At 61.6% G+C, this 20,646-nt stretch carries 22 protein-coding genes; 6 read left to right on the top strand and 16 right to left on the bottom strand.

Going from position 1 to position 20,646, the window contains the following annotated elements; translation table 11 throughout:
- Positions 1 to 8: 8 nt before the first annotated feature.
- From WG908_RS14470 to WG908_RS14425, 10 genes are all read right to left on the bottom strand, one after another.
- Positions 9 to 452, bottom strand: coding sequence for a DUF411 domain-containing protein (locus tag WG908_RS14470; protein WP_179563614.1), 444 nt, complete (start codon positions 450 to 452; stop codon positions 9 to 11).
- Positions 453 to 495: 43 nt separating this feature from the next.
- Positions 496 to 867, bottom strand: a complete 372-nt coding sequence (locus tag WG908_RS14465) for a DUF305 domain-containing protein (protein WP_522012760.1) — start codon at positions 865 to 867, stop codon at positions 496 to 498.
- Positions 868 to 961: 94 nt separating this feature from the next.
- Positions 962 to 1,408 carry a DUF305 domain-containing protein gene (locus WG908_RS14460; RefSeq protein WP_179563615.1) on the bottom strand — a complete coding sequence of 149 codons (447 nt, stop codon included), beginning with the start codon at positions 1,406 to 1,408 and terminating at the stop codon, positions 962 to 964.
- Positions 1,405 to 2,172, bottom strand: coding sequence for a PepSY domain-containing protein (locus WG908_RS14455; protein ID WP_340187295.1), 768 nt, complete (start codon positions 2,170 to 2,172; stop codon positions 1,405 to 1,407). The genes WG908_RS14460 and WG908_RS14455 overlap by 4 nt, the downstream gene beginning before the upstream one ends.
- Positions 2,169 to 3,431 (bottom strand): copper resistance protein B, encoded by a 1,263-nt coding sequence (locus WG908_RS14450; protein WP_179563616.1) that lies wholly within the window; start codon positions 3,429 to 3,431, stop codon positions 2,169 to 2,171. The genes WG908_RS14455 and WG908_RS14450 overlap by 4 nt, the downstream gene beginning before the upstream one ends.
- Positions 3,428 to 5,323: a copper resistance system multicopper oxidase gene (locus WG908_RS14445; protein WP_179563617.1), complete on the bottom strand. Its 1,896-nt coding sequence runs from the start codon at positions 5,321 to 5,323 to the stop codon at positions 3,428 to 3,430. The genes WG908_RS14450 and WG908_RS14445 overlap by 4 nt, the downstream gene beginning before the upstream one ends.
- Before the next feature lie 93 nt (positions 5,324 to 5,416).
- Entirely contained in the window at positions 5,417 to 5,989 is a 573-nt protein-coding gene (locus WG908_RS14440) for an RNA polymerase sigma factor (RefSeq protein WP_179563618.1), read from the bottom strand.
- A complete protein-coding gene (locus tag WG908_RS14435) occupies positions 5,986 to 6,423 on the bottom strand; it encodes a periplasmic heavy metal sensor (RefSeq protein ID WP_179563619.1) in 438 nt (145 codons plus the stop codon). The genes WG908_RS14440 and WG908_RS14435 overlap by 4 nt, the downstream gene beginning before the upstream one ends.
- Complete coding sequence (locus tag WG908_RS14430; RefSeq protein ID WP_174839324.1) at positions 6,420 to 6,701, bottom strand: hypothetical protein; 282 nt, start codon at positions 6,699 to 6,701, stop codon at positions 6,420 to 6,422. The genes WG908_RS14435 and WG908_RS14430 overlap by 4 nt, the downstream gene beginning before the upstream one ends.
- A 139-nt stretch (positions 6,702 to 6,840) precedes the next feature.
- Positions 6,841 to 7,437, bottom strand: a complete 597-nt coding sequence (locus tag WG908_RS14425; RefSeq protein ID WP_179563620.1) for a c-type cytochrome — start codon at positions 7,435 to 7,437, stop codon at positions 6,841 to 6,843.
- A gap of 210 nt (positions 7,438 to 7,647) precedes the next feature.
- On the opposite strand from WG908_RS14425, the gene copC reads away from it, so the two are divergent.
- Together copC and copD are read left to right on the top strand one after the other, a co-directional pair.
- Complete coding sequence (copC, locus tag WG908_RS14420) at positions 7,648 to 8,040, top strand: copper homeostasis periplasmic binding protein CopC (protein ID WP_340187290.1); 393 nt, start codon at positions 7,648 to 7,650, stop codon at positions 8,038 to 8,040.
- Between the two features lie 4 nt (positions 8,041 to 8,044).
- Complete coding sequence (copD, locus tag WG908_RS14415) at positions 8,045 to 8,980, top strand: copper homeostasis membrane protein CopD (protein ID WP_179563621.1); 936 nt, start codon at positions 8,045 to 8,047, stop codon at positions 8,978 to 8,980.
- A 10-nt stretch (positions 8,981 to 8,990) separates the two neighbouring features.
- Here copD and WG908_RS14410 read toward each other — a convergent pair whose 3' ends face one another.
- On the bottom strand, positions 8,991 to 10,307 hold the full coding sequence (locus WG908_RS14410) for a type II restriction enzyme NmeDI-related protein (RefSeq protein ID WP_442947055.1): 1,317 nt from the start codon (positions 10,305 to 10,307) through the stop codon (positions 8,991 to 8,993).
- Positions 10,308 to 10,374: 67 nt separating this feature from the next.
- Entirely contained in the window at positions 10,375 to 10,719 is a 345-nt protein-coding gene (locus WG908_RS14405) for a flagellar biosynthetic protein FliQ (protein WP_261937555.1), read from the bottom strand.
- Positions 10,720 to 10,961: 242 nt separating this feature from the next.
- Here WG908_RS14405 and WG908_RS14400 point away from each other — a divergent pair, with 242 nt between their 5' ends.
- The 3 genes from WG908_RS14400 (at position 10,962) to WG908_RS14390 (ending at position 14,703) form a co-directional block, all read left to right on the top strand.
- Positions 10,962 to 11,849, top strand: coding sequence for an NAD(P)/FAD-dependent oxidoreductase (locus WG908_RS14400; RefSeq protein WP_179563622.1), 888 nt, complete (start codon positions 10,962 to 10,964; stop codon positions 11,847 to 11,849).
- 209 nt (positions 11,850 to 12,058) lie between these two features.
- On the top strand, positions 12,059 to 14,317 hold the full coding sequence (locus tag WG908_RS14395) for a heavy metal translocating P-type ATPase (RefSeq protein WP_218868304.1): 2,259 nt from the start codon (positions 12,059 to 12,061) through the stop codon (positions 14,315 to 14,317).
- Positions 14,314 to 14,703 (top strand): MerR family transcriptional regulator, encoded by a 390-nt coding sequence (locus tag WG908_RS14390; protein ID WP_179563624.1) that lies wholly within the window; start codon positions 14,314 to 14,316, stop codon positions 14,701 to 14,703. The genes WG908_RS14395 and WG908_RS14390 overlap by 4 nt, the downstream gene beginning before the upstream one ends.
- A gap of 113 nt (positions 14,704 to 14,816) precedes the next feature.
- Here the strand turns inward: WG908_RS14390 and WG908_RS14385 are convergent, their stop codons facing one another.
- Together WG908_RS14385 and WG908_RS14380 are read right to left on the bottom strand one after the other, a co-directional pair.
- A complete protein-coding gene (locus WG908_RS14385; protein ID WP_179563625.1) occupies positions 14,817 to 16,028 on the bottom strand; it encodes a site-specific integrase in 1,212 nt (403 codons plus the stop codon).
- A gap of 2 nt (positions 16,029 to 16,030) precedes the next feature.
- Positions 16,031 to 17,281 carry a hypothetical protein gene (locus WG908_RS14380; protein ID WP_179563626.1) on the bottom strand — a complete coding sequence of 417 codons (1,251 nt, stop codon included), beginning with the start codon at positions 17,279 to 17,281 and terminating at the stop codon, positions 16,031 to 16,033.
- A gap of 213 nt (positions 17,282 to 17,494) precedes the next feature.
- Here WG908_RS14380 and WG908_RS14375 point away from each other — a divergent pair, with 213 nt between their 5' ends.
- The gene (locus WG908_RS14375) at positions 17,495 to 18,373 is read left to right on the top strand and encodes a hypothetical protein (protein WP_340187289.1); all 879 of its coding nucleotides are present in this window, start codon (positions 17,495 to 17,497) and stop codon (positions 18,371 to 18,373) included.
- A 7-nt stretch (positions 18,374 to 18,380) separates the two neighbouring features.
- On the opposite strand, the gene WG908_RS14370 is transcribed toward WG908_RS14375, so the two are convergent.
- Positions 18,381 to 19,397: a ParB/RepB/Spo0J family partition protein gene (locus tag WG908_RS14370; protein ID WP_179563628.1), complete on the bottom strand. Its 1,017-nt coding sequence runs from the start codon at positions 19,395 to 19,397 to the stop codon at positions 18,381 to 18,383.
- Between the two features lie 46 nt (positions 19,398 to 19,443).
- The coding region (locus WG908_RS14365) for an AAA family ATPase (RefSeq protein ID WP_340187288.1) at positions 19,444 to 20,646 on the bottom strand (1,203 nt) is incomplete at its 5' end.

Raw genomic sequence — 20,646 nt, 5'->3', positions numbered from 1 at the left:
CGCCATGCTCATCCGCCGTGCCGCGCGTAGATAGTTTCGCTTCCTGCACCAAAGGCGAAGACATTGAACGCCTGAACCGGCTGCCCGGGGGCTTCCATGCCTGGTGATCCGAGAGGCATGCCCGTTACGGCAAGACCACGCACACCACGAGGACGCTGCGCGAGAACGCGCTTCATGTCCGCGATAGGGACGTGTCCCTCGAAAACCATGCCGTCGACGATCGCTGTATGACACGATGACAGCCGAGCGGGCACGCCGTGCGTGCGCTGAAAGGCAGATCGCTGCTGATCATCGATTATGGCCACGCGCCGGCCGAATTGCTGGCGGACCTGGGCGGCCCATTTCTCGCAGCAACCACATCCTGGATCGCGATGGACTGTGATAGGTACAGCCGCGGCACTGGCGACCGAGACAGACGCGGCGAACGCAGCAAGAACGAGTTTCAGTGGCATATACACCTTCCGTTATCCTCCGCCCTTGGGCGGGGGAAAGTCTCTACTGCGCACGCTTGTGGTGAGCTCTTAGCCAGCCCTGCAGCTCGCCCACTTCCCGAGTCTGCTCGGTAATCGCCTTGGTCGCCATCGTTCGAACCTGCGCGTCCTTTGTGTCGCGCAAGACGATGCGTGACATCGCGATCGCGCCGCGATGATGTTCGATCATCTTGCGAACCCAGGTTTCCGTCGCGTCGCCGCCCATGGCGGACATCATCTTCTGATGCATCTCCATCTCGGCCGGCGGATACGGGTTGGCCGGCGTAGGGTTCGTCATCTGGCCCATGTCCATCTTCGAATGGTCCATGCCCTGCATTTGCGCGATCGCGGGTGTGGTCAACAATCCGAAGATCATGACGGCGATTATTTTCTTCACAATTCTCTCCTCATCGCCCCGCATTGTTAATACGCGCGAGCGCGCCATTACCCTCGCAAGCCTGCGCTAATTTTCGAGAATGGGATGGCGAAACCTACTTGCGGGCGAGAATAGCCTTCATCTCATCAATCTCGCGCCGTTGGGATTGCTCGATACCACCGCACAGACGGACGATCTCCGGGTCCTTCAAGGTCGCCTCGCGACACATGAGGATCGCCCCCGAATGGTGCGGGATCATCGAACGGAGGAATGCCGTATCGCCGATCGTCGTTTGCGTGCGGATCAGCGCAAACGATCCAGCAAATATCACGACCGAGCCGACCAGAAGGGCCGCATTGGCCGCCTTTGATGGGAACATATGGCCCATTGCGAGGATCATCAGCACCACCATCGGCGCGACCATCATCAGTGTCATGTAGACCATATTGAGATTATTGTAGAAGCTCCCCAGGCTATCGATCATGACGAACATCACCAAATACATGATAATGCCGCCGACCAGGGTCTGCAGCGCGAGGCTCGCATAAGCATTCTTCATCATTGGTCGTCTCCTTTGGCCCCCGCCCCAGAATTCCCCATGCTCGTTCGGTTCTTGCGGCGACGTTTTCGCGGCCAGCGGAAATACAAAAGGACCGAACCAGCGATCGCCAGCGCCAGCCCCCCAGCGGCGAATCCAATCAGCCAAGGTGTGTTGAAATCCTCATGGTTCTTCCAGTCCATGATGTGGAGGCCCCAGAAGAAGTCGTAGAGACGCCATGTGCCATTCCTGACGGCAACGATTCGACCGCTGTTTTGCGCAACATAAATACGGGTCGCGTCGTGGTCCGGGAAATCGACCCGCCATGCCGGCAGCGTCGCCTTATATTCGGTGCTGGCGGTCAAAATGGCGCGTACGCTCGGCGTCGGCGCCACGCCGCGATAGGCTTGGACCGCGACTGCTCGCGCCATTGCAGCATTTAGAGGAGGGATGCGCTTTCCAGTCTCGGCATCCTGTAGCACCACCGCACCATCGGACAGCTCGACCTCGGCGACTTCGCGTCCCAGCAGCAGACGATATCGGACCTCTCGCGCGGGTTTGTTCGCCTCGCGCAACACGAGATCCAGCGGTGCACGGGGACGAGCTTGATCAAGCGTCGCTGGCGATACCCGCTCCACGAGACGTTCACCGCGAACCCGGTCGATCGGCAGCAAGCTCATGATCAGGCCGCTGGCAAACCATAGCAAGAGCTGGACACCGATGATCAGAGCCAGCCAGCGGTGGACGCGGCTAGCCCCGACGTGGAGCCGAAGCCGGTTGCTCCTCAGAACCAGGTCCGCACGCCAATGACGAAACTCGTCGCCTTGACGCCTTTTCCATCGGCGCGGGCATAGTCTGCGGTCTGCCCGAATTTTCGATCGTAGGACACGCCGATATAGGGCGCAAACTCACGTCGAATCTCATAGCGCAGGCGCAGGCCCAGCTCCGCGTTGGAGAGGCCCGACCCGATCCGGGTTTCGGGCACATCCTGGGCCGATAGGTTCAGTTCGACGCGGGGCTGAAGGATCAGGCGCTGCGTGAGGCGCTGATCGTAATAGCCCTCGATCCGTCCCAGCACCTCGCCCTTGTTCGACAGAAACACGGCTGCTTCCGTTTCGAACCAGTAAGGCGCGACGCCCTCAATGCCGATCGTTGCGTAGGTGCGGGAGGGATTGGGCTTAAAATCGTAGCGGACGCCCGCCTGCACATTCCAGTAGGGATCTAGCGCGCGACTGTAGAGTGCCTGAACTTCGGCGCTATCGACGCCTTCTCGAAAAGCCCCTTCGCCCTCGGTCTTTACGACGAGCCGATCGAGATCCTTGCCGAACCACGCTTCGCCATCCCACCGATAGCCATCGCGACCATTTCGGACCTGATATTCGGCCAGATTGAACAGGATCATCGAGGATGTGCTGCCGCCATGTTCGTTGTGCAACATAGCGCGGGAATCGGCCATCGCGCCGTTCTGGTAAATCCGATCCGCATAATGATCGCTCGGCGGCAATGGTGCCGGCGCGTTGCCCGGTGCAAGGCTCGTGCCCCCTGCCCCATGCCCCGCCATCTGCCCGTCCATCGCCATCCCGGGCATCGACGACATGTCATGCTCCATCGGCTGACCACTTCCAGCCGCAGGCATATTCATGCCGGGCATATCGTGTTTCATAGCGCCACCCGCCATGTCCGGCATTGTCATGCCAGGCATGCTCGACATGTCATGTCCGGCATGGGGATCGGCCTTCGGAGATGCCTTGCTTCCCGTCGTTGCCGACATATCCATTCCGGGCATGGTGCCCATTCCCGACATGTCGTGGGCGGCGGCATTGGGTTTCGCCGCCGGTGTCGCGCGCCTGGCGGCTGTTGGTCTGGTAGCAGGCTTGGCCGACGTTTTGCGCTTGGCGGGCGTAGCGGGCTTTGCTGCAGGCCTTTTCTTCGCGGGCGCCTTGGCTGCAGGCATGTTCATGCCCTGCATATTCTGCATGGATTGCGCGCTCGCCGGTACTGCGAAAGCGAGCGGCGCGGCGCTGATCAGGAGAAGAAGCGACTTCATGCGGCTTCTCCCCGGGGACGTACAGAGACGACGCGCATCATCCCGGCGTGCATGTGGTAGAGCATATGGCAGTGGAAGGCCCAATCTCCGACGGCGTTGGCGGTGAGATCGAAGCTCACCTTGCCGCCCGGCGCGACGTTCACCGTGTGCTTGCGCGGCGAATATTCGCCATGGCCCGTGACCAGCTCGAAAAAATGTCCGTGAAGATGGATCGGGTGCGACATCATCGTGTCGTTCACCAGCGTGACACGCACCCGTTCATTTTCGAGAAACGGAATCGGCTCCCGCTTGTCGCTCAGCTTCACGCCGTCGAACGACCACATATAGCGTTCCATGTTTCCGGTCAGATGAATCTCCATTGCGCGGTCGGGTGCCCGCACGTCGGGATTGCGGTCGACCGCCATGAGATCGCGATAGACCAGAACACGGTGCCCGACATCGTCAAGGCCCTGTCCGGGCTCTCCCGTGCGATCCATCGGCATAGGAGAGATCGTCTGCACGCCAGGCCCCATCTTGACCTGCGGGGCTTTGCTGGCGTCGCGCATATTCATGCCGCCCATTCCGCCCATCGCCATGCCGCCCATCGCGTCGCCGGCAGGCGCACCCATTCCAGGCATGTTCGCCATCGAACCATCGGCCGGCTTGTCCATTGCGGGCATCGAGGCCCCGGATTCCATGTTCATTCCAGCCATACCGCCCGCGGCGGCCCCGCTTGCCGACATGTCATGTCCCATCGCTGAGTGGTCCATGCCTTGCATGCCACCCATATCCATGTCCCCCATGCCCATGTCTTTCATATTAGCGAGGGGACGTTTGCGGAGCGGAGGTACTTCAGCTGCCATGCCTTCGCGCGGAGCCAAGGTTGCGCGGGCCATGCCCGACCGATCGACGGATTCGCCGACCAGCGTATAGGCGCGATCATCAGTCGGTGTGACGATGACGTCGTAAGTCTCGGCCACCGCGATCTGGAATTCGTCAACCTCGACGGGCCTGACGTTGAGCCCGTCAGCCTGAACCACGGTGAGCTTGAGTCCCGGAATTCGGACATTGAATGTCGTCATGGCGGAGGCATTGACGAAGCGCAGTCGGACCCGCTCGCCCGGTCGGAAAAGCGCGGTCCAATTATCCTGGGGCCCATGCCCGTTCACGAGGTATGTATAGGTCGAACCCGTGACGTCGGAGACGTCGGTCGGGTCCATCCGCATGTTGCCCCAGTCAAGACGTTCCTTGAGTGGTTGGTCTTCCTTGGCCAGCAGGCCGGCCAGCGTTTGGCGCTGATAGTTGAAATAGCCTCCGCCGACCTGCTTGAGCTTCCGGAAGATCGCGTGGGGGTGCATCTGGCTATGGTCGGAAAGCACGACGACATGCTCGCGATCCGAGCGGATCGGGTCCTCGCCTTCCGGATCGATGACGATCGGCCCATAATGGCCCATCTGCTCCTGCAGCCCCGAATGGCTATGATACCAGTAGGTCCCCGCCTGCACGATCGGGAACTCATAGACGAAGGTCGACTTGGGCTTGATGCCGGGAAAGCTGATCCCGGGCACGCCATCAAACTGGAATGGTACGAGTAAGCCATGCCAGTGGATCGAGCTGTCTTCGTCGAGATCGTTGATCACCGAAAGGCGCGCCGTCTGGCCCTGGCGCAGCCGGATGAGGGGTGCCGGCACCGTGCCGTTGATGCCAATGGCATGGCTTGCCCGGCCATCGATCATCATCATCTGATGGGCGATTTTGAGCGTGATATCGTTCCCGGTGACGATCGGGAGCGGCTTCACGATCCCGGCCGAAACGGGCTGAGCCCATGCTGGCATCCAGGCCGACAATGCCAGACCACCGCCGGTCAATGCGGCACCGCGGAAAAGGTCGCGGCGGTTCAATACCGGGGGCATAGTATCTCCTTGTTCAACGTGCAGCACTCCGGGTCCGCAAAGGCGCTCGAGCGCGGTATCTCTCTCTCCTTACGCGCGAGCGGGGCGCACCCCTCATTCCTCGGCCAAGATTTCCGCAAGGCGCGACCGCGCACGGTAAAGGCGCGTCTCGACCGCCTTGCCACTTATCGAGAGCGCAGTTGCCGCTTCCGACTGATTCAGCCCTTCGACTGTGCGGAGCAACAGAACTTCCCGCAACGAGACCGGTAGCGCGCTGATTGCGGCGGCCATTCGTTTGATCTCCATTTTTGAGTCGGCACTGGCATGCGCGGAGGGTGCATCATCCGGCACTTGTTCGATCTCGGCGTCGGACGCTGCATAACCGAAGGTGAAGAGCTGCCGCACCTTCTGGCGGCGGCGCCAGTCGCGGCATTTGTTGATCGCGATCCGGGACAGCCAAGCCCTTAGCGGCCGCGCGCCATCATATTTTCGCAGATGGCTGAACGCGGAGACGAAGCAGTCCTGGGTGAGGTCTAGCGCGTCCTCGGCATTCCCCACCAGGCCGCGTACCAGTCGAAATATCGCAGCCTGGTGCCGATGCATGATCTCTGCGAAGGCCGGCTGCCGACCGGCGAGCGTTAGCGCCGCAAGTTCACCGTCCGAGCACGCGCGAAGATCCAGACTCACCGTGCATCGTCGGTGAGCGCATGTACCACCGCCTGATCGAAGGTCTTGGCCTGATCAGGGCGCAAGATCTGGCGCATCGCGAAGATATGGCCAAGCGTTTCCTTCTGCAGCTCGCCCATCGCCTGATGCGACTGATCGACGGCCGCCGTGACACCCGGTCCGTTGCCATGTTCGGCTTCGATCGCGGCCGCGAGACGCGCGTTGTCCGCTCTCAGTTCGAGCTCCAGCGCGCGACGACGCACGGCAAAGCGCTGCTCAAGCAGTTCGATCTGCGCCTTCTGACGGTCGTCCAGGTCGAGCTTGCTGTGCAACACGTCGTGGAGTTCGACACCGGCCGCCTTGGGCTGGGGGAAGAAGTGACGCCCAAGGAACACGCCCGCAACGGCTGCGACGAAGGCGACGACAGCTACCAAAAAAATCAACTTTGCCTTCATTGAGAGCCTACCAGCAGCGTCGAGGGGGCAAGCGGATTGGATGGCCCGAACGGCGAGAGCGTGACCGATGCCTCGGCAGGCGGCGTAAATCCGTTGCTGGCGATACCGAGCAGCACTGCTCCAAAGGCGGCCACTGCACCAAACCGGAGTTGAGAAGCGGCCGAAACCTGCGGCAATGCCGCAATGCGTTGGAACACGGCCTCCTCCAGACCGATCAGGCCCGGATGATCCGGTTCATTGCGCAAGCGGGTCAAAAGCCCATCCAAGTCTGTTTTCATCGCAAATCCCAATCTCTATCTGTTCAGCGCGCTGGCACGAGTGCCGCCCCCTCTGCCGTTCGCTCAACCGGCCCTCAGTGATTACGTGCCCCGCGGTCGGTTTGGCTGAACGGCGACCTGTCGGCAGGCGGACACATTGTTACGGCATCATCTTTTTCATGCCAGGCATATCCTTCATCATCGCGTCATGGTCTTCAGGCGCACTGGCAAGTGCTGCCTGATATTGCGCCGGGGTCATCTTGGGCAGTTGCCGCACGAAAGCCACCATGTCCCAGATCAATTCGTCGCTATGCGTTTTACCCCAGGCCGGCATCGCAGTCAGCTTGACCCCATGCTTGATGATCCAGAATTGTTCCCTTGGCGATCGCTGTGGCTCCCGGAAAAGCTCGGGTGCCTTGGGATAAAGGCCTTGGCTGATCTCGGACTTTTCCAGACCCGGTGCGAGATGGCAGCCGCTGCACATCTCGGTGTAAAGTCCTGCGCCGCTCTGCAGCCGTTTCACGTCCGCTAGGTTGGCTGGGACGCCCACGTTGCGAGCCCGGACGGCGATCGAACGATCACGAAGCTGCTCTATCAGCCAATAGACCGGTCTGGTGTGCGGCGAATCTGCCCCGATGTCATAGGCGCCGACATACACAACGATGCCGGCGAGCGCGCTACCGATCAGCGCCGCGACCGCGATGAACGAGCCGCTCGGAAAGTGTTTCCGAAGCCATGCCTTCCTTGAATCTTCCATCGCGTCCTCCCCAGCCGAAAAGCCCTCGGTCGATCGGTGATGTCGCACCCATCCACTTGATCATACGCGCGGCGAGCTTCCACCCCTCATCTGCCGCGCAGGTCTGCGGCGCACACCAGTTGGCGCCCCGAATTCGAAGAAATCGTGCCCGTCGGATGAGGGGTCACGGTGCGCGGTGCGTAAATCGCTTTGTCGGCAGTATCGCCGCCCATGGAGAAATCGATGTTTCGTAAAACAGCTTTCGCCGTCGCCATGGCGGCGTCCGTCCTCGCCGCTACCGCTGTTCAGGCACACCCCAAGCTCAACAGCGCAAACCCGGCAGCCAATGCCGTCGGCGCATCCCCAACGAGGATCCAGCTCGTCTTTTCCGAGGCGCTGGTCGCGCAGTTCTCCGGGATCGACCTGACAATGACCGAAATGCCCGGCATGAAGATGGGGCCGATGAAGATGAATGGCGTCACGACGACCGTGGCTGCAGATGGCAAGACGCTCGTGGCCACGCTTGCCAAGCCGCTGCCGGTTGGAACCTACAAGGTCGACTATCACGTCGTCTCTACCGACACCCATCGCATTCAGGGCAGCTATACCTTCAAGGTCCAGTAAGAGCGTGCCGGACATCATAGCGATTGCGGTCAGGCTAGGGCTTTATCTCGATCTCATGCTGCTTTTCGGGTTGCCGATGTTCGGCCTATATACGTTACGCGGGACCGAGCGAGCATCCGGTTCGGTCCTGCGCTTTCGCTCGGTCTTGGCGACGATCGCGCTCGCCGGCATCGTATTATCGATCTTGGGCATGATAGCCTTGGCGGCCTCGATGGGCGGTGTGCCGGTCGATCAAGTGGACCGCGCCACTGTCAATCTTTTGATATCGGGCACAGCGATCGGCACCGTCTGGCAAGTTCGGGTGGCAGCACTCTTACTGGTCCTGTACTTTTCCATTGTCGGGTGGCGACGCCCTGCATTCGCCCTCTGGTCAGTTTCAGTAACGGCAGCGATCGCTCTCGCGACTTTGGCCTGGACTGGTCACGGCGCAGCTGATGAAGGGTTGTGGGGATGGATCCATCTTGGCGCGGACATCACTCATCTGTTGGCCGCAGGCATATGGATTGGAGCGCTCTCCGCCCTGTGCCTGCTCATTTTTCGCCCAGCGGCCCGCATGGCAATCGATCATGTCCACCTGTCTCACCGGGCGTTGGATGGCTTCGCAAAGGTAGGGTCGATCGTCGTGGGTCTGCTCATCTTGTCAGGCTTCATCAACAGTTGGATCTTGGTAGGACCGTCCAACCTGGCGGCGCTTTTTACGAGCCTCTACGGCGTGTTGCTGGCAGTGAAACTGGTGCTGTTCGGCGCGATGCTGTTCCTGGCCGCCGCTAATCGCTTCTTCCTCACCCCTGCGCTAGCGAATGCGATCGAAACCGGGGAAATATCATCGGCGATTGGGTCACTTCGCCGCAGTCTCATTGTCGAGAGCGGCTGTGCGCTCACCATTCTCGCGCTTGTTGCGTGGCTGGGATTATTGGCACCACCTGCCTCGGGGATGTAGGCATTGAGCCTTACGGCAAAGCACGCGATATGGCCTTGATTGCTTTCAAGCCCGAACCGAACCGGGAAATCGCCTCTCTGTGACGCTCGAGCTCGCCATAGGGAAGATAGGCAATCTCAAGATCTGCGATTCGGCTGAATGCGGGCCGCGCGAGTTGTGCCCGCACTTCGCTCTCCCGCGCGTCGGGCGCCACAAGAAACAGTCCTGCTGTGGCGTGCAGTTCGCTCCCGCTCAAGGCAAGGTCGAGCATCCGGACGATGCCCGAATAAATCGACGTCGAATGCTCGACTTCGAAGGCGGCAGCGACTCGGTCGCCGCCTCGCTCGAGCCAAAGCACATCGATAAGGCGGATGGCATCTGCGCCGATCGATGTTGAAATTGAAGCTGGCAGGCTCTCAAGACACCCGTCCCCCAAGCGCACGCCATCGTGAAGTCGCCCCCGATCGTTGGATGCTATCCAGATATCGTAGCCCAACGCACGGCCTATATCGCGGAGCCAAGCCTGGATTTCCGAATGGGTTCGATCGCTCTCTCCCTGTTTCTGAAGGGCCTTGTTGAGCGTTTGCGCTTCTGCCCTGGCCTGTTCGAGACGTGCCGCCCACGATCCTACCGACTGGTCTTCCTCGTCACGCGGCGGGACTGGATAGCGTCCCGAACCGATGTCGAAAAGCAGGCCACCAATGGCGCCAAGATCGTTGGACAATAAATCGCGGAACCGCTCATTCAGGTCGAGAACGCCCGACCGCATCGCGAGAAAATGCTGCCAGCTCCCCAGCTTCACCTTTCCGCCCGTCAACTTGTTATACCCGTTGACGATCGCCGTGTTGAACGGGGGCACCAACGTGGGGTGCAGGAAATAGAGGAGATTGGCGACCGCGGGCCCGAGCCCCTTGATGTTCAAACGATCAATGGTGTGGATACCCGCGATAATCTCTTCAGCGGTATCGCAGCAGGCGCAATGATCGAGCAACCGGCCAAAAGCGCGCTGGTTCGCCGGGTTTTCGTAAATGTCAGGGATGCGCAATTTGGGCTTCCAGAGAAACGCATGGTCAGCGCCTTTGAATATCTGTCTCTGCTCCGCGACCGAATGAACGACCGTTTCCAGCGAAGAGCCCCGATACGCCACGCCAAACCGACCGGCCTCGATCTCTGCCACCACCTGAGCCAGACCACGCCGGATCGAACGGAAGTTTTTGATGCGCTCGTCCCAGAGAAACCAGCTTTGATACGTCGCGTTGGGGTCTTCTTTCCATCGTTGGATCAGTTGCCGCGCCAGCAATTCAAATTCCGCCAAACCCCTTCCCCCATTCACGTCGATCTTCTTCAACGCTAGCACTCCGCCCCGTATACGAACAGTTCTTGCGCGGGCCGCCGAGGACGAAAAGCGGCCCGCGTCATTTGATATCGTCGGGAATATGCATCAGCAGGTCACGGGTGTAGTCGATCAGAAGATCGCCAACGGTTGCCCCGTAAAGAGCAAGAAACAGGATGAACGCCAAGAGCTTGGGGACGAAGCTCACGGTCTGTTCGTTGATCGACGTCGCGGCCTGGATCATGGAGATAATGAGCCCGACCACCAGCATGATTATCAGCGGAGGTCCAGCGACGAGCATCATCACCCAAAGCGCTCGGCCCATCGAAACCGAAAACGGGCTGTAGGTCTCCATCTCTCCCCCGTCGATGATGGTGTCGTCGCCCGCTGACGTTGCGAGCTGTGGTTGTTGCGGGGCGAGCGACATGGAGCGCAATCGGTCATTCCAATCCGTCTTCCCCACATCCGCTCGCCCCCCCCCCCCACGCTGCGACCCGTGGGCATCTGGGCAGTCCATCCTGCTTGGCGATGGGCTTCATCTGAATTTACGCAGCGACGGAGCTTACCCCTCGCGACCCACCGCTTTTTTTGAAGAGCGCGCCCGCTTTCGAGGGAAGAAGCGGCGTGCCGCGTAATAGCAGTGACGGGCGAGGTCAGCGAAAGGCAGGCATGTACGACTGCGTAATCATCGGAGGCGGCCCCGCGGGGCTGACAGCAGCCACTTATCTCGCCCGGTTTCTGCGTTCTACGCTGGTCATCGATGCTGGCGATGGCCGCGCCTCGCGCATCCCGACGACACATAACCTCCTCGGTTTTCCAGACGGTATCTCTGGCGACAATCTGCTTGTCCGTATGCATCGACATGCCGCCCAGTACGGTGCCGAATTAGTCACTGGGGTCGTCGATCGCATCGACCGGGTCGGAACGGGCTTCGTCGTCGATACGAATGCCAAGACTTTCAGCGCACGGACAATATTGCTTGCGCAAGGCGTGAAAAATCATCGACCGCGAATGGCGCAGGAAACGCATGATCGAGGCGTCGCCCAAGGACTGATACGCTATTGCCCGATCTGCGACGGCTATGAGGTCCGCGGCAAGCGAGTGGCTGTGTTGGGTTGCTCCGACCATGGCGCAGCCGAGGCTCTGTTCGTTCGCCGCTACAGCGACACCGTGACCTTGCTTACTCAGGATGCTTCGGAGCTTTCACAAGCTGACGAGGCAAATCTAACACGGAACGCTATAAGCGTCGAGCGAGCGCCTGTCGGCGATTTGTCGGTCACCGAAAAAGACCTTCTCGTGCATTTGGCCGATGGCCGATTGCTCCAGTTCGACACCCTATATGTCGCCCTCGGAACCTCAATTCGCTCGGAACTGGCGAGAATAGCTGGCGCGGAACTGAGCCCGGCAGGTTGCATCGTTGTCGATGAGCACCAGCAAACGACGGTCGCCGGCCTGTTTGCTGCCGGCGACATGGTTGAAGGGCTGGATCAAATTGCCGTGGCGGCAGGTCAGGCGGCTAAGGCCGCGACGGCCATCCACAATCTGTTGTCGAGCTAAGGCGGCAGCGCTGTGTGAGCCAAGCAAAAAAATAGGTGGGTCGGGCTTGACCCTGACACGATGTCAGACCCCAGATTGCTATTAGTCGATAAGGAGACGAGCCTGTGACTGACCCTGTTCCTGCTAGCAATTCGGGCACCCACAGCTGCTGCGCCGGCAAGCACGGCGGCGACACGGACGCGAAGAGCGCCAAGGATCCGGTTTGCGGCATGAAGGTCGATCCGACAGCAACGCCTCATCATGCCTCGCATGATGGCAAGGACTATCATTTCTGTAGCGCAGGCTGTCGCACCAAGTTTGTCACCGACCCCAAGCGGTATCTGTCGGGCGAGGGCAACACGGCCGCGGTCGCAGCGCCGGGTGCGATCTGGACGTGCCCAATGCACCCGGAAATTCGTCGCGATGGTCCGGGCACCTGCCCGATCTGCGGCATGGCGCTCGAACCCGAAGAGCCGTCGCTTGATGATGCTCCCAATCCTGAGCTGGTCGACTTCACCCGGAGAACCTGGGTGGCTGCTGTTCTTACCGTCCCGCTGCTGGCAATCTCGATGGTCGCGGAGATGCTCGGCATGGATTTCGTGCCGCCGACTTGGTCGCCCTGGGTGCAACTCGCGCTGACGGCGCCGATCGTCCTGTGGGCGGGCTGGCCATTCTTCCAGCGCGGTTGGACCTCGATCGCGACGTGGCACCTCAACATGTTCACGCTCGTGGCGATCGGCGTCGGCGCGGCGTTCGCCTACAGCGTGGTCGCCACGGTCGCGCCGGGTCTATTTCCGTCCTCCTTCCAGATGCACGGGATCGTGCCCGTTTATTACGAGGCGGCAGGGGTCGTGGTGACGCTGGTCCTGCTCGGACAGGTGCTCGAGCTGCGAGCGCGGGCTGCGACCGGTCGCGCGATCCGTGCGCTGATGGATCTTGCGCCGAAGACCGCTCGGCGGATCGATGCCGAGGGCAAAGAGGTGGAGGTCGATCTCGCCGAACTGATGGCCGGCGACCATGTCCGCGTGCGCCCTGGTGAGGCGGTGCCGGTCGATGGCGTTGTTATCGACGGGCGCTCGTCGGTCGACGAGTCCATGATAACGGGAGAACCTGCCCCCGTCCTCAAGGAGAAGGACGCAACTGTCACGGCCGGGACCGTCAATGGCACGGGAACGCTGGTGATCGAGGCGCGCGCGGTCGGCACAGATACGGTGCTCGCGCGGATCGTGAAGATGGTCGCGGAAGCCCAGCGCAGTCGCGCGCCGATCCAGGCGGTTGCTGACCGCGTATCGGGCTGGTTCGTGCCGCTCGTCGTCGCGATCGCGATCGCGACATTCATTGTATGGAATTTCGTCGGTCCTGAGCCGCGCTTTGGTCATGCCCTGCTCAATGCGATCGCCGTGCTCATCATCGCCTGTCCCTGTGCGCTCGGCCTGGCGACGCCAATGTCGATCATGGTAGGAACCGGCCGCGGCGCGCGCGCCGGTGTGCTCGTCAAGGATGCCGAAGCGCTGCAGATGATGGAGAAGGTCGACACGCTGGTGATCGATAAGACCGGCACGCTCACCGAAGGCCGCCCGGCCCTTACGACCATCGAGTTGGCTGAGGGGTATGAGCACAACATGGTGTTATCGGCCGCAGCCGCCGTAGAAGCTCTATCGGAACATCCGCTTGCCCAGGCCATCGTCGAAGCCGCGCGTAAAGCCGAGCTTCCGATTGCGAAAGCCGAGCAGTTTGAGTCCCAGACCGGGCTTGGTGTCAGTGGCAAGGTCGACGGGCGCGACGTGGTGGTCGGCAATGCCGAACAAATGCGTCGCGTTGGCGTGGATCCGTCATCCTTTGATAACGTAGCCGACACGCACCGCAGTGAAGGCGCGGGGGTGATGCTCGTAGCGATCGATGGCCACCTGGTCGGCCTGCTCGTGGTCGCAGATCCGATTAAGCCATCGGCGGCCTTCGCGATCGCCGCCCTGCGCGAGGAAGGGCTGCGGATCGTGATGCTGACCGGCGACGCAAGAGCGACAGCCGATGCGGTGGCGCGGGCTATCGGCGGCATTGACGAAGTCCATGCCGGGCTGAAGCCCGAGGACAAGGCTCGCATCATTGGTGAACTCAAAGCAAATGGCGCAGTGGTCGCGATGGCCGGCGACGGAATCAACGACGCCCCGGCGCTGGCGGCGGCGGATGTCGGCGTCGCCATGGGCACCGGGACTGACGTCGCCATCGAGAGCGCTGGCATGACACTGACCAAGGGCGATCTCGCCGCGATGGTTCGTGCACGCCGGCTCGCGGTCGCCACCATGCGCAACATCCGGCAGAACCTGTTCTTCTCGTTCGTCTTCAATGGGGTCGGCGTACCGGTCGCTGCCGGTATCCTCTACCCCATCGCAGGCATCTTGCTGTCGCCGATGATCGCTGGCGCCGCGATGGCACTGTCGAGCTTCACGGTGGTGACCAATGCGCTAAGACTCAACCGGGCGAGGCTATGAAGATCGGCGAGGCATCGAGCGCCAGCGGCGTCTCGCAGCGCATGATTCGCCATTATGAGAAGATCGGCCTGATCGGTGCCGCGCCGCGCCGCCAGTCTGGCTATCGTGATTATTCCGATGCCGATCTCCATCGACTGCGGTTCATTGCCAATGCCCGCGACCTTGGTTTTCCGATCGAGGATATTCGCTCGCTGCTAAGCTTGTGGTCGGACGGTGCGCGTGAAAGCGCCGACGTAAAGCACATCGCATTGACCCGTGCCGCCGAATTGCATCGCAAGGCGCTTGGATTGGAGGCACTCAGAAGGTCGTTGCTGGACCTCGCCGAGCGTTGCAACGGGGACGAGAGGCCAGATTGTCCGATCATCGACGCACTACAAACTAAATGATCTGGGTGTAGCTTGCACACTGAGAGGTCTTCGAAACGAATAGGAAGCTGCCGCAACTAGGATGCCGGACGATGCCAGCGAGCGGTGTCGCGACACGACATGTGGGCGCTACGTCAGGTGAGCTTCGCCATGAGCCGCCCCGCCGCCCCCTGCTCAGCCGCAAGATTGCGATTGTAGGCAAGCGGCATGCGCGGCGACTTCCACCGCAGAGCGTCCATGATCCCAGCGAGATCCTCGCCGCTCGCGAACAGGTCTTGATTGAGCCCAATCCGCGTGGAGTGCGCGCTTATTCCCTTCAGTAGCCGAGTTAGATCCTCGGCCGTGAGATCGGGGAGTGCGCCGAGATCGAATGCCCGCTGAATGATCGACCGGAAGATCGGCCCGATTGACCCTGGATGCAACGCAGCCGTGCCGACATCGTATTCGACGCGCGCCTTCACTGCGGGCTTGGAAAGCGTCTTGCGCAGATCCCAGCCCTCGCGTCCGGAGATGCTGTCGATCGGCCTGCCGCGCACCGCCGCACGGGCCTTGTACCGTCGCACTTGCACTCGCCGGAACAGATGCCCCGCCGTGATATCGGCGGCTTCGGTCCAGGCCGTGATTGCCGCGACCGTGCGAGGGCTGAGATAGGCGGTCGCCCCCTCCCCGTCCTGATCGCCCTTGCTGCGGAGGATCTGTAGCAGCCGCGCCTCGGGGTCGATCGCCCCTTCAATATGTTCGACCGCGACCGCAACCAGTTCCGAAGCCCGCAGACCGGTATCGTAAGCGGTTGATAGCAGCGCCCGATCGCGCAGGCCCGGCAGATCGTCCGCGCAGCTCTCGAGCAGCGCGCGGATGTTAAGCCCGCGCGCCTTGTCGCGCTCGACGTCGCGGACTGGCCCCTTGAACCGCAGCGGCCGCGCCTGTTTCTGCGCGGCACCCTTCTCGCGGCGCACCGCCTGCAGCCGCAGCTTGACCAATGGCGCTGGCGTTGGATCCTTCAGATCGAGCAACTGGTGGATCTTGGCGATTGACGCCTTGTAGCGCGCCAGCGACGCCGGCCGGCTGCCCTTCTCTGCTCGTGCGTCAAGATAATCGGCTACGGTCTCAGCCGTCGCCGGCAGCGCGAACCGATTGGTTCGCCGACACCAGGCGTCGAACGCTTCGATGTCGGATTTCAGCGCGCGGATGCTGTGAGGTGACGAGGCAGCCTGGAAGGCGTCGATCAGCGCCTTGTTGAGGGTGATCGCCCCCCCAGCCCCAATCTTCGTCACCTCCCAGACGAGATCGATCCCGGAGTTTGGCGGAGATGGGATCGGCGGTAACAGAGCGGGCACCTCTTTCACCTCTAGAGCCTCGATTCCTTGACGATCTGCTCATGGGTGAAAGGCTCGATGCCATAGGCCGCCGCAAGGCCATTGAAGGCCTCGACCGCGACACGCTGGAGCTCGCCGGGCTCGACGGACGTCAGTGTCGCGTCATATTCGTAGGAATCCTCGACGGCCGCGTAACCCTCATCACCAAAGTCGAAGCGACCGCGCGGCCACCAGCTTCCGCGAAGATCGCTCACGCCCAGACGCACATGGATCGGGAGCGAGCCTCCATGCGCAAGCGCGAGAGCGCAGTTACGCTCCAGAAAACCGAGCCACTGTTGGTAGAAATATCCCGTCGCGAGTGTCAGGCGATCGCCTTCGCGTTCGAAGAGGAAGCCGCCGCCCACGCCCCAGAACTCGCCGGTCTGCTCGAACCACTGGGTCACGGCCAAGGTCGGATAGACCCCCTCCTCCGCCGTCCCGGGCCAATAGACCACCGCGCCGCCTCGGCTGATGCCGTAGCTCAGCGTATTGGCGCGGGCGAGCAGCGCCGCATGTCCAGGGTGGTTGGCCAGAGCCTGTTTGGCGCCGGGGTTGGCAGCCCATTTTGAGGGGATCACCCGTGCATATCCCGGATATTTGTCCTTCCAGACAAATTTGGTGGTGCCGTGGGCCGGGTTTGTCACCAACTGCGGCTCGGATCGGTCGAACCAAAGGTTGGCGTCGCCGGCGAAATGCGGTTGCCAATGCACCGCCTCGGGAAGCGGTGCCGGCAACTGATCCATCGCCAGTCGAAGATACTCGGCCATACGCTTTGCGAGGTCTGCGCGCACGCGCCGCAGCTCCTCGCGATCGGCATCGACCGCCAGGTGGAAAGGAATAGGTCCGCGCCGCCCACGCATATCGAAAGGCAGCTTATCGACGGCAGCGCCTTCGAACGCCGTGTTCCAGACTTGCAGGATGCGGTTCTCACCAAGAGCGCGATGTGCATAGCCGAGTTCGATGAGCACGTTCGGATTAGCGCAGGTCTTCCCGCTCACCGAGACAGCGATCGGTGTGACATCGCCCACGAACACCGCGGCTTCGTCGATCTTGCGCAGAATCGTCGCAACAATATCAGGCGTGCCGGCGACGCCCTGTGTGTCCGAGGTGAGGCTCGGCCGATCGGCCTCGTCGAGATCGGCAGCCAGCATGCCGATCGCCTGATCGAGCGCCGATCGGATCACGTCGCGCGTTACGCGGGCGTCGAGATCGCTCTGCCATGACCAGAATACTGTCTTTTCCACGCGCTTGTCGCCCCTACCCGCCTCGGCGGCTTGTACCCTACATTAATAAGACGGGTCAAATGCGCTTATGTGATAACTGCAATTATCGCATGTACGCTTTGGGGTAGTACAATAGACGGAAACCAACTGCTGACTTTGGTTTCCCCAATGGTTGAGATAGAGTCTGGATTGATGGCCTCCCCCTCCCCTTCCTGTGCCTCCAGCGAGCAGGCAATGCTCCTGCTCGGCCGACTGGATGGACGACTGCAGAACAGCCCATGGGCTGACATTTGGCTGGCCCGTGCGCGGTTGCAGGGCGCAGCCCAACTCGCCGGTCTCGCCGGCGTGCCCATCGACGTCCGGCATCTGCAGGACTGGATCTGCGGACGCACATCCCCTCCCCGCGCCTCTGAAGGGTTGAACGATCCCGTCTCTGTGGCGGCGGTGTTCCATCTCGCGATCGAGGCCAGCGTTGGCGACAACGGGCCGCTTGCGCGTGCGACGCTCAACGTCTTGCGCACTGTCCTAGATGATCGATCCGAAGCCGAAGTCTGGGCGGGCAGCGACCTGGCCTATTTCGGTCCCGCGTGGCGGCAGGCTCGCATCGAAGCACAAGCCCCCTACCCTTCTCCTTCGCTGCCCTCCGTTGCCGATCGGATTACCGCTATGCTCAAGACGGTCGTCGTCGCCGAGCAGTCTGCGGTGGACGTGACGGCGATCGACGGTCGGACGCTCACTCTCGAGCCGCGCGTGCGCGATCGCGCCTGGTTGGTGGCCAGCCATGTCCCCGCAATGCTCCATCATGCCGGACTCACTCTCGGCATCCTGCCATCTCTCATTCTATTGCCAAAATTCCCGCCACACGGCGCGGGCGAGTTAACCGATGTCATGACGCGGGCATTGCTCGTGACCTGCCAATCCGGCCTTAAAGATCTCGACTGGATCGAGCGCCAAGGGTCAAAGGCATTGGCCGTGTCCGCAACGCGCCGCAGCAGGGCACCACTCCTTGCCCGGCTTGCGCTCGCCTATCCTGGGCTTCGTCCGTCTGCCGTGGCGCGGCTTCTCGACGTTACTCCACAGGGGGCACGCAAGCTGGTGGCTAAACTCGGGTAAGGCAGCGCTACCGCCAATGCGTATCGAGCAAGGTCTTGATAGCTGCCTCCGCTTCGTCCCGCGAACCGCCACCATGCGGGAGCAAGGTGATCCTAACCCCCTTGCGATCCTTGCCTTCAAACCGAAGCAACGGCTTTCCGGCCTGCGACGCCACGGTTTCGCTCGATCCTGACCTCTTGGGGGATCCTGACTTCTTGGGGGGATCAGCCGCAAGCGCCAGCGCACGAACAATCTCCGGCACGGCGACCGGAGCCCCCTCCCCTCCCGATCGCGCCCTCAGGGCCGCCGCTTCGGCAAATACCCGCTGGCGACGATCGTCGGGTTTCAGCAATGGCTTGATCGTTGTGACGTGCTTGATCCGCAAATCCTGCGGATTGGGAAAGGCGATCATCAACTCGGCCGGCAGACGCGCGAGGTCGAGATAGCGGCTCAACCAGCTTTCGGTGACATTGATCCGCTCGGCCATGACCTTCTGCCTACCCTCATAATAGGCTTCCAGCGCGCGGAGATAATCCCGCGCGCGCTCGAGATCGCTGAGGTCTTCGCGCGCCCTGTTCTCGATGTCCGCTATGCGGAACGCTTCCTCGTCCGACAGTTCGCGAATATCGACGAGAAAGCGGAAGTCGGGATAGTTGTGGCCGCGCAGCCAGCTGATCGACCAATGGCGCCGCGCACCGCAGATCACCTCGAAATCATAGTCGGGTTCGCCCCGCACACGGCGGACGATTGCAGGCATCTCCTGGCGCCCTTGCGCCTTCATGCTTTCGATAAGATCGGCGCACCGCTCTTCGTTGAGCAAGGCATATTCGCGGTTATGCCCAGCCCACATTCGGCAACGCGCAGGATCAACCAATTCATGGGTGCGGCTGACGACCGTCCCCGCCGCCAGTTCGGCCAATCGATTCTCCCGGCCTGTTAGGACATTGGCGCCCAGCCCAGGCCGGCGCGGCGCGGGCGCACCCTCTTCGGGCGGATTGATTCCAGCGGCCAGTTCTGCTGCGAAACTCGCATTTTTCCTGCTCATGAAGCGGTTCCTTCACCCGGAATTGCACCGGTGCAATTTTGCCGTTTCACGCCAGGCCTTCCTTGCGCAAGCGGCTCAAATGGCTGGGCCACATGGCCCGAATATCCAACTCGAGTTCGGCATTCACCCCATCGAGATAGGTGAGGCAGCGGTTGCGGACGGCGCTGCTCGTCACCGGACCGTCCAGCTCATAGACCGTCATCAAACGGGCGGTCGCGTTGTCGATTTCTGCCGAGTCCTTGAGCGGCGTGCGCACCATCGCCTGACCAAACAGCGTCCGCATCAGATTGAGCAGTTCCTTCTGCATCGACTTATTCTCATCAACCTTGGACGCAACGAAGCGCAGAAATCTGAGGGTCGGTGCGAAACCGCGTTCGGCCAGCGTCTCGATGGTCTCATCAAGCATCGCCAGAAACGCCGCGGTCGAGGAAAAGTCCATGACGGTGGGGGGCACCGGCACGACGAGTGCGTTCGCGGCGCGTAACACCGACAATGAGATGGCGCCGAGGGCTGGGGGCGGATCGAGGACGATGACATCAAAGCGATCGGAGATGCTGGCGATACCCTCGGAGAGGCGATCGATAAGCCCCCCCTGCCCTCGCGCCATTCGAGCCGCGATCTCATATTCCGACTGGAACAGCCGCAAGTTTGCCGGGATCAGTTCGAGACCGTCGAAATGCGTTTTGCGCAGCGCATAATCGAGCGAGGTCATCTCCTCCTCCCTGAGGAACGGGTAAAGCGTGTCCTCCTCGCTCAGGTCGAGATCAGGCACATAGCCGAACAACGTCGTCGCGGAGGCCTGACTGTCGCAGTCGATAAGGGCAACGCGGTAGCCCTGGATCGCGAGATATTGGGCAAGGTGGACCGACAAGGTCGATTTGCCGACACCGCCCTTGAAGTTTTGGACGGCGACGACACAGCATGGATCGTCAGCCGCCCGCCAGGGCCTGGTGCCGAACAGGCCTCGCATATCGTTGAGTTGGGCAAGGGTGTAACCAACCCTGCGATTATTCTCGGTTCGCGGTGGTGGCGGAAGACGCCCATCCTTTTCCGCGTCACGGATTGCAGCAGGCGTTCGCCCAACCAGATCAGCGGCCTTTCCGATCGGGAAGGTGGGCTCGCGGCGTTCATCCGCCCGTGCGCTGCGCGCCGAGTCGCGGAGGCGTTCCAGCACCGAGGAGGTACGCTGGGCAAGCGTCGCCACCGAGAGAAGGTCATGGGTGTCGTCGATGTCTAGTGATGCTGCCAC

Origin of the sequence: Sphingobium anseongense (genome assembly GCF_037725245.1) — a bacterium.
In the GTDB taxonomy this organism is placed as follows: domain Bacteria; phylum Pseudomonadota; class Alphaproteobacteria; order Sphingomonadales; family Sphingomonadaceae; genus Sphingobium.
This window is presented reverse-complemented; position numbering and strand designations above follow the sequence as displayed.

Bases quoted from the DNA above. Each gene is read 5' to 3' on its own strand.
- WG908_RS14470 (WP_179563614.1), bottom strand. From the start codon at position 452: ATGCCACTGAAACTCGTTCTTGCTGCGTTCGCCGCGTCTGTCTCGGTC.
- WG908_RS14460 (WP_179563615.1), bottom strand. From the start codon at position 1,408: ATGATGAAGAATGCTTATGCGAGCCTCGCGCTGCAGACCCTGGTCGGC.
- WG908_RS14450 (WP_179563616.1), bottom strand. From the start codon at position 3,431: ATGAAGTCGCTTCTTCTCCTGATCAGCGCCGCGCCGCTCGCTTTCGCA.
- WG908_RS14445 (WP_179563617.1), bottom strand. From the start codon at position 5,323: ATGCCCCCGGTATTGAACCGCCGCGACCTTTTCCGCGGTGCCGCATTG.
- WG908_RS14435 (WP_179563619.1), bottom strand. From the start codon at position 6,423: ATGAAGGCAAAGTTGATTTTTTTGGTAGCTGTCGTCGCCTTCGTCGCA.
- WG908_RS14430 (WP_174839324.1), bottom strand. From the start codon at position 6,701: ATGAAAACAGACTTGGATGGGCTTTTGACCCGCTTGCGCAATGAACCG.
- WG908_RS14425 (WP_179563620.1), bottom strand. From the start codon at position 7,437: ATGGAAGATTCAAGGAAGGCATGGCTTCGGAAACACTTTCCGAGCGGC.
- copC (WP_340187290.1), top strand. From the start codon at position 7,648: ATGGAGAAATCGATGTTTCGTAAAACAGCTTTCGCCGTCGCCATGGCG.
- WG908_RS14405 (WP_261937555.1), bottom strand. From the start codon at position 10,719: ATGTCGCTCGCCCCGCAACAACCACAGCTCGCAACGTCAGCGGGCGAC.
- WG908_RS14400 (WP_179563622.1), top strand. From the start codon at position 10,962: ATGTACGACTGCGTAATCATCGGAGGCGGCCCCGCGGGGCTGACAGCA.
- WG908_RS14395 (WP_218868304.1), top strand. From the start codon at position 12,059: ATGAAGGTCGATCCGACAGCAACGCCTCATCATGCCTCGCATGATGGC.
- WG908_RS14390 (WP_179563624.1), top strand. From the start codon at position 14,314: ATGAAGATCGGCGAGGCATCGAGCGCCAGCGGCGTCTCGCAGCGCATG.
- WG908_RS14375 (WP_340187289.1), top strand. From the start codon at position 17,495: ATGCTCCTGCTCGGCCGACTGGATGGACGACTGCAGAACAGCCCATGG.
- WG908_RS14370 (WP_179563628.1), bottom strand. From the start codon at position 19,397: ATGAGCAGGAAAAATGCGAGTTTCGCAGCAGAACTGGCCGCTGGAATC.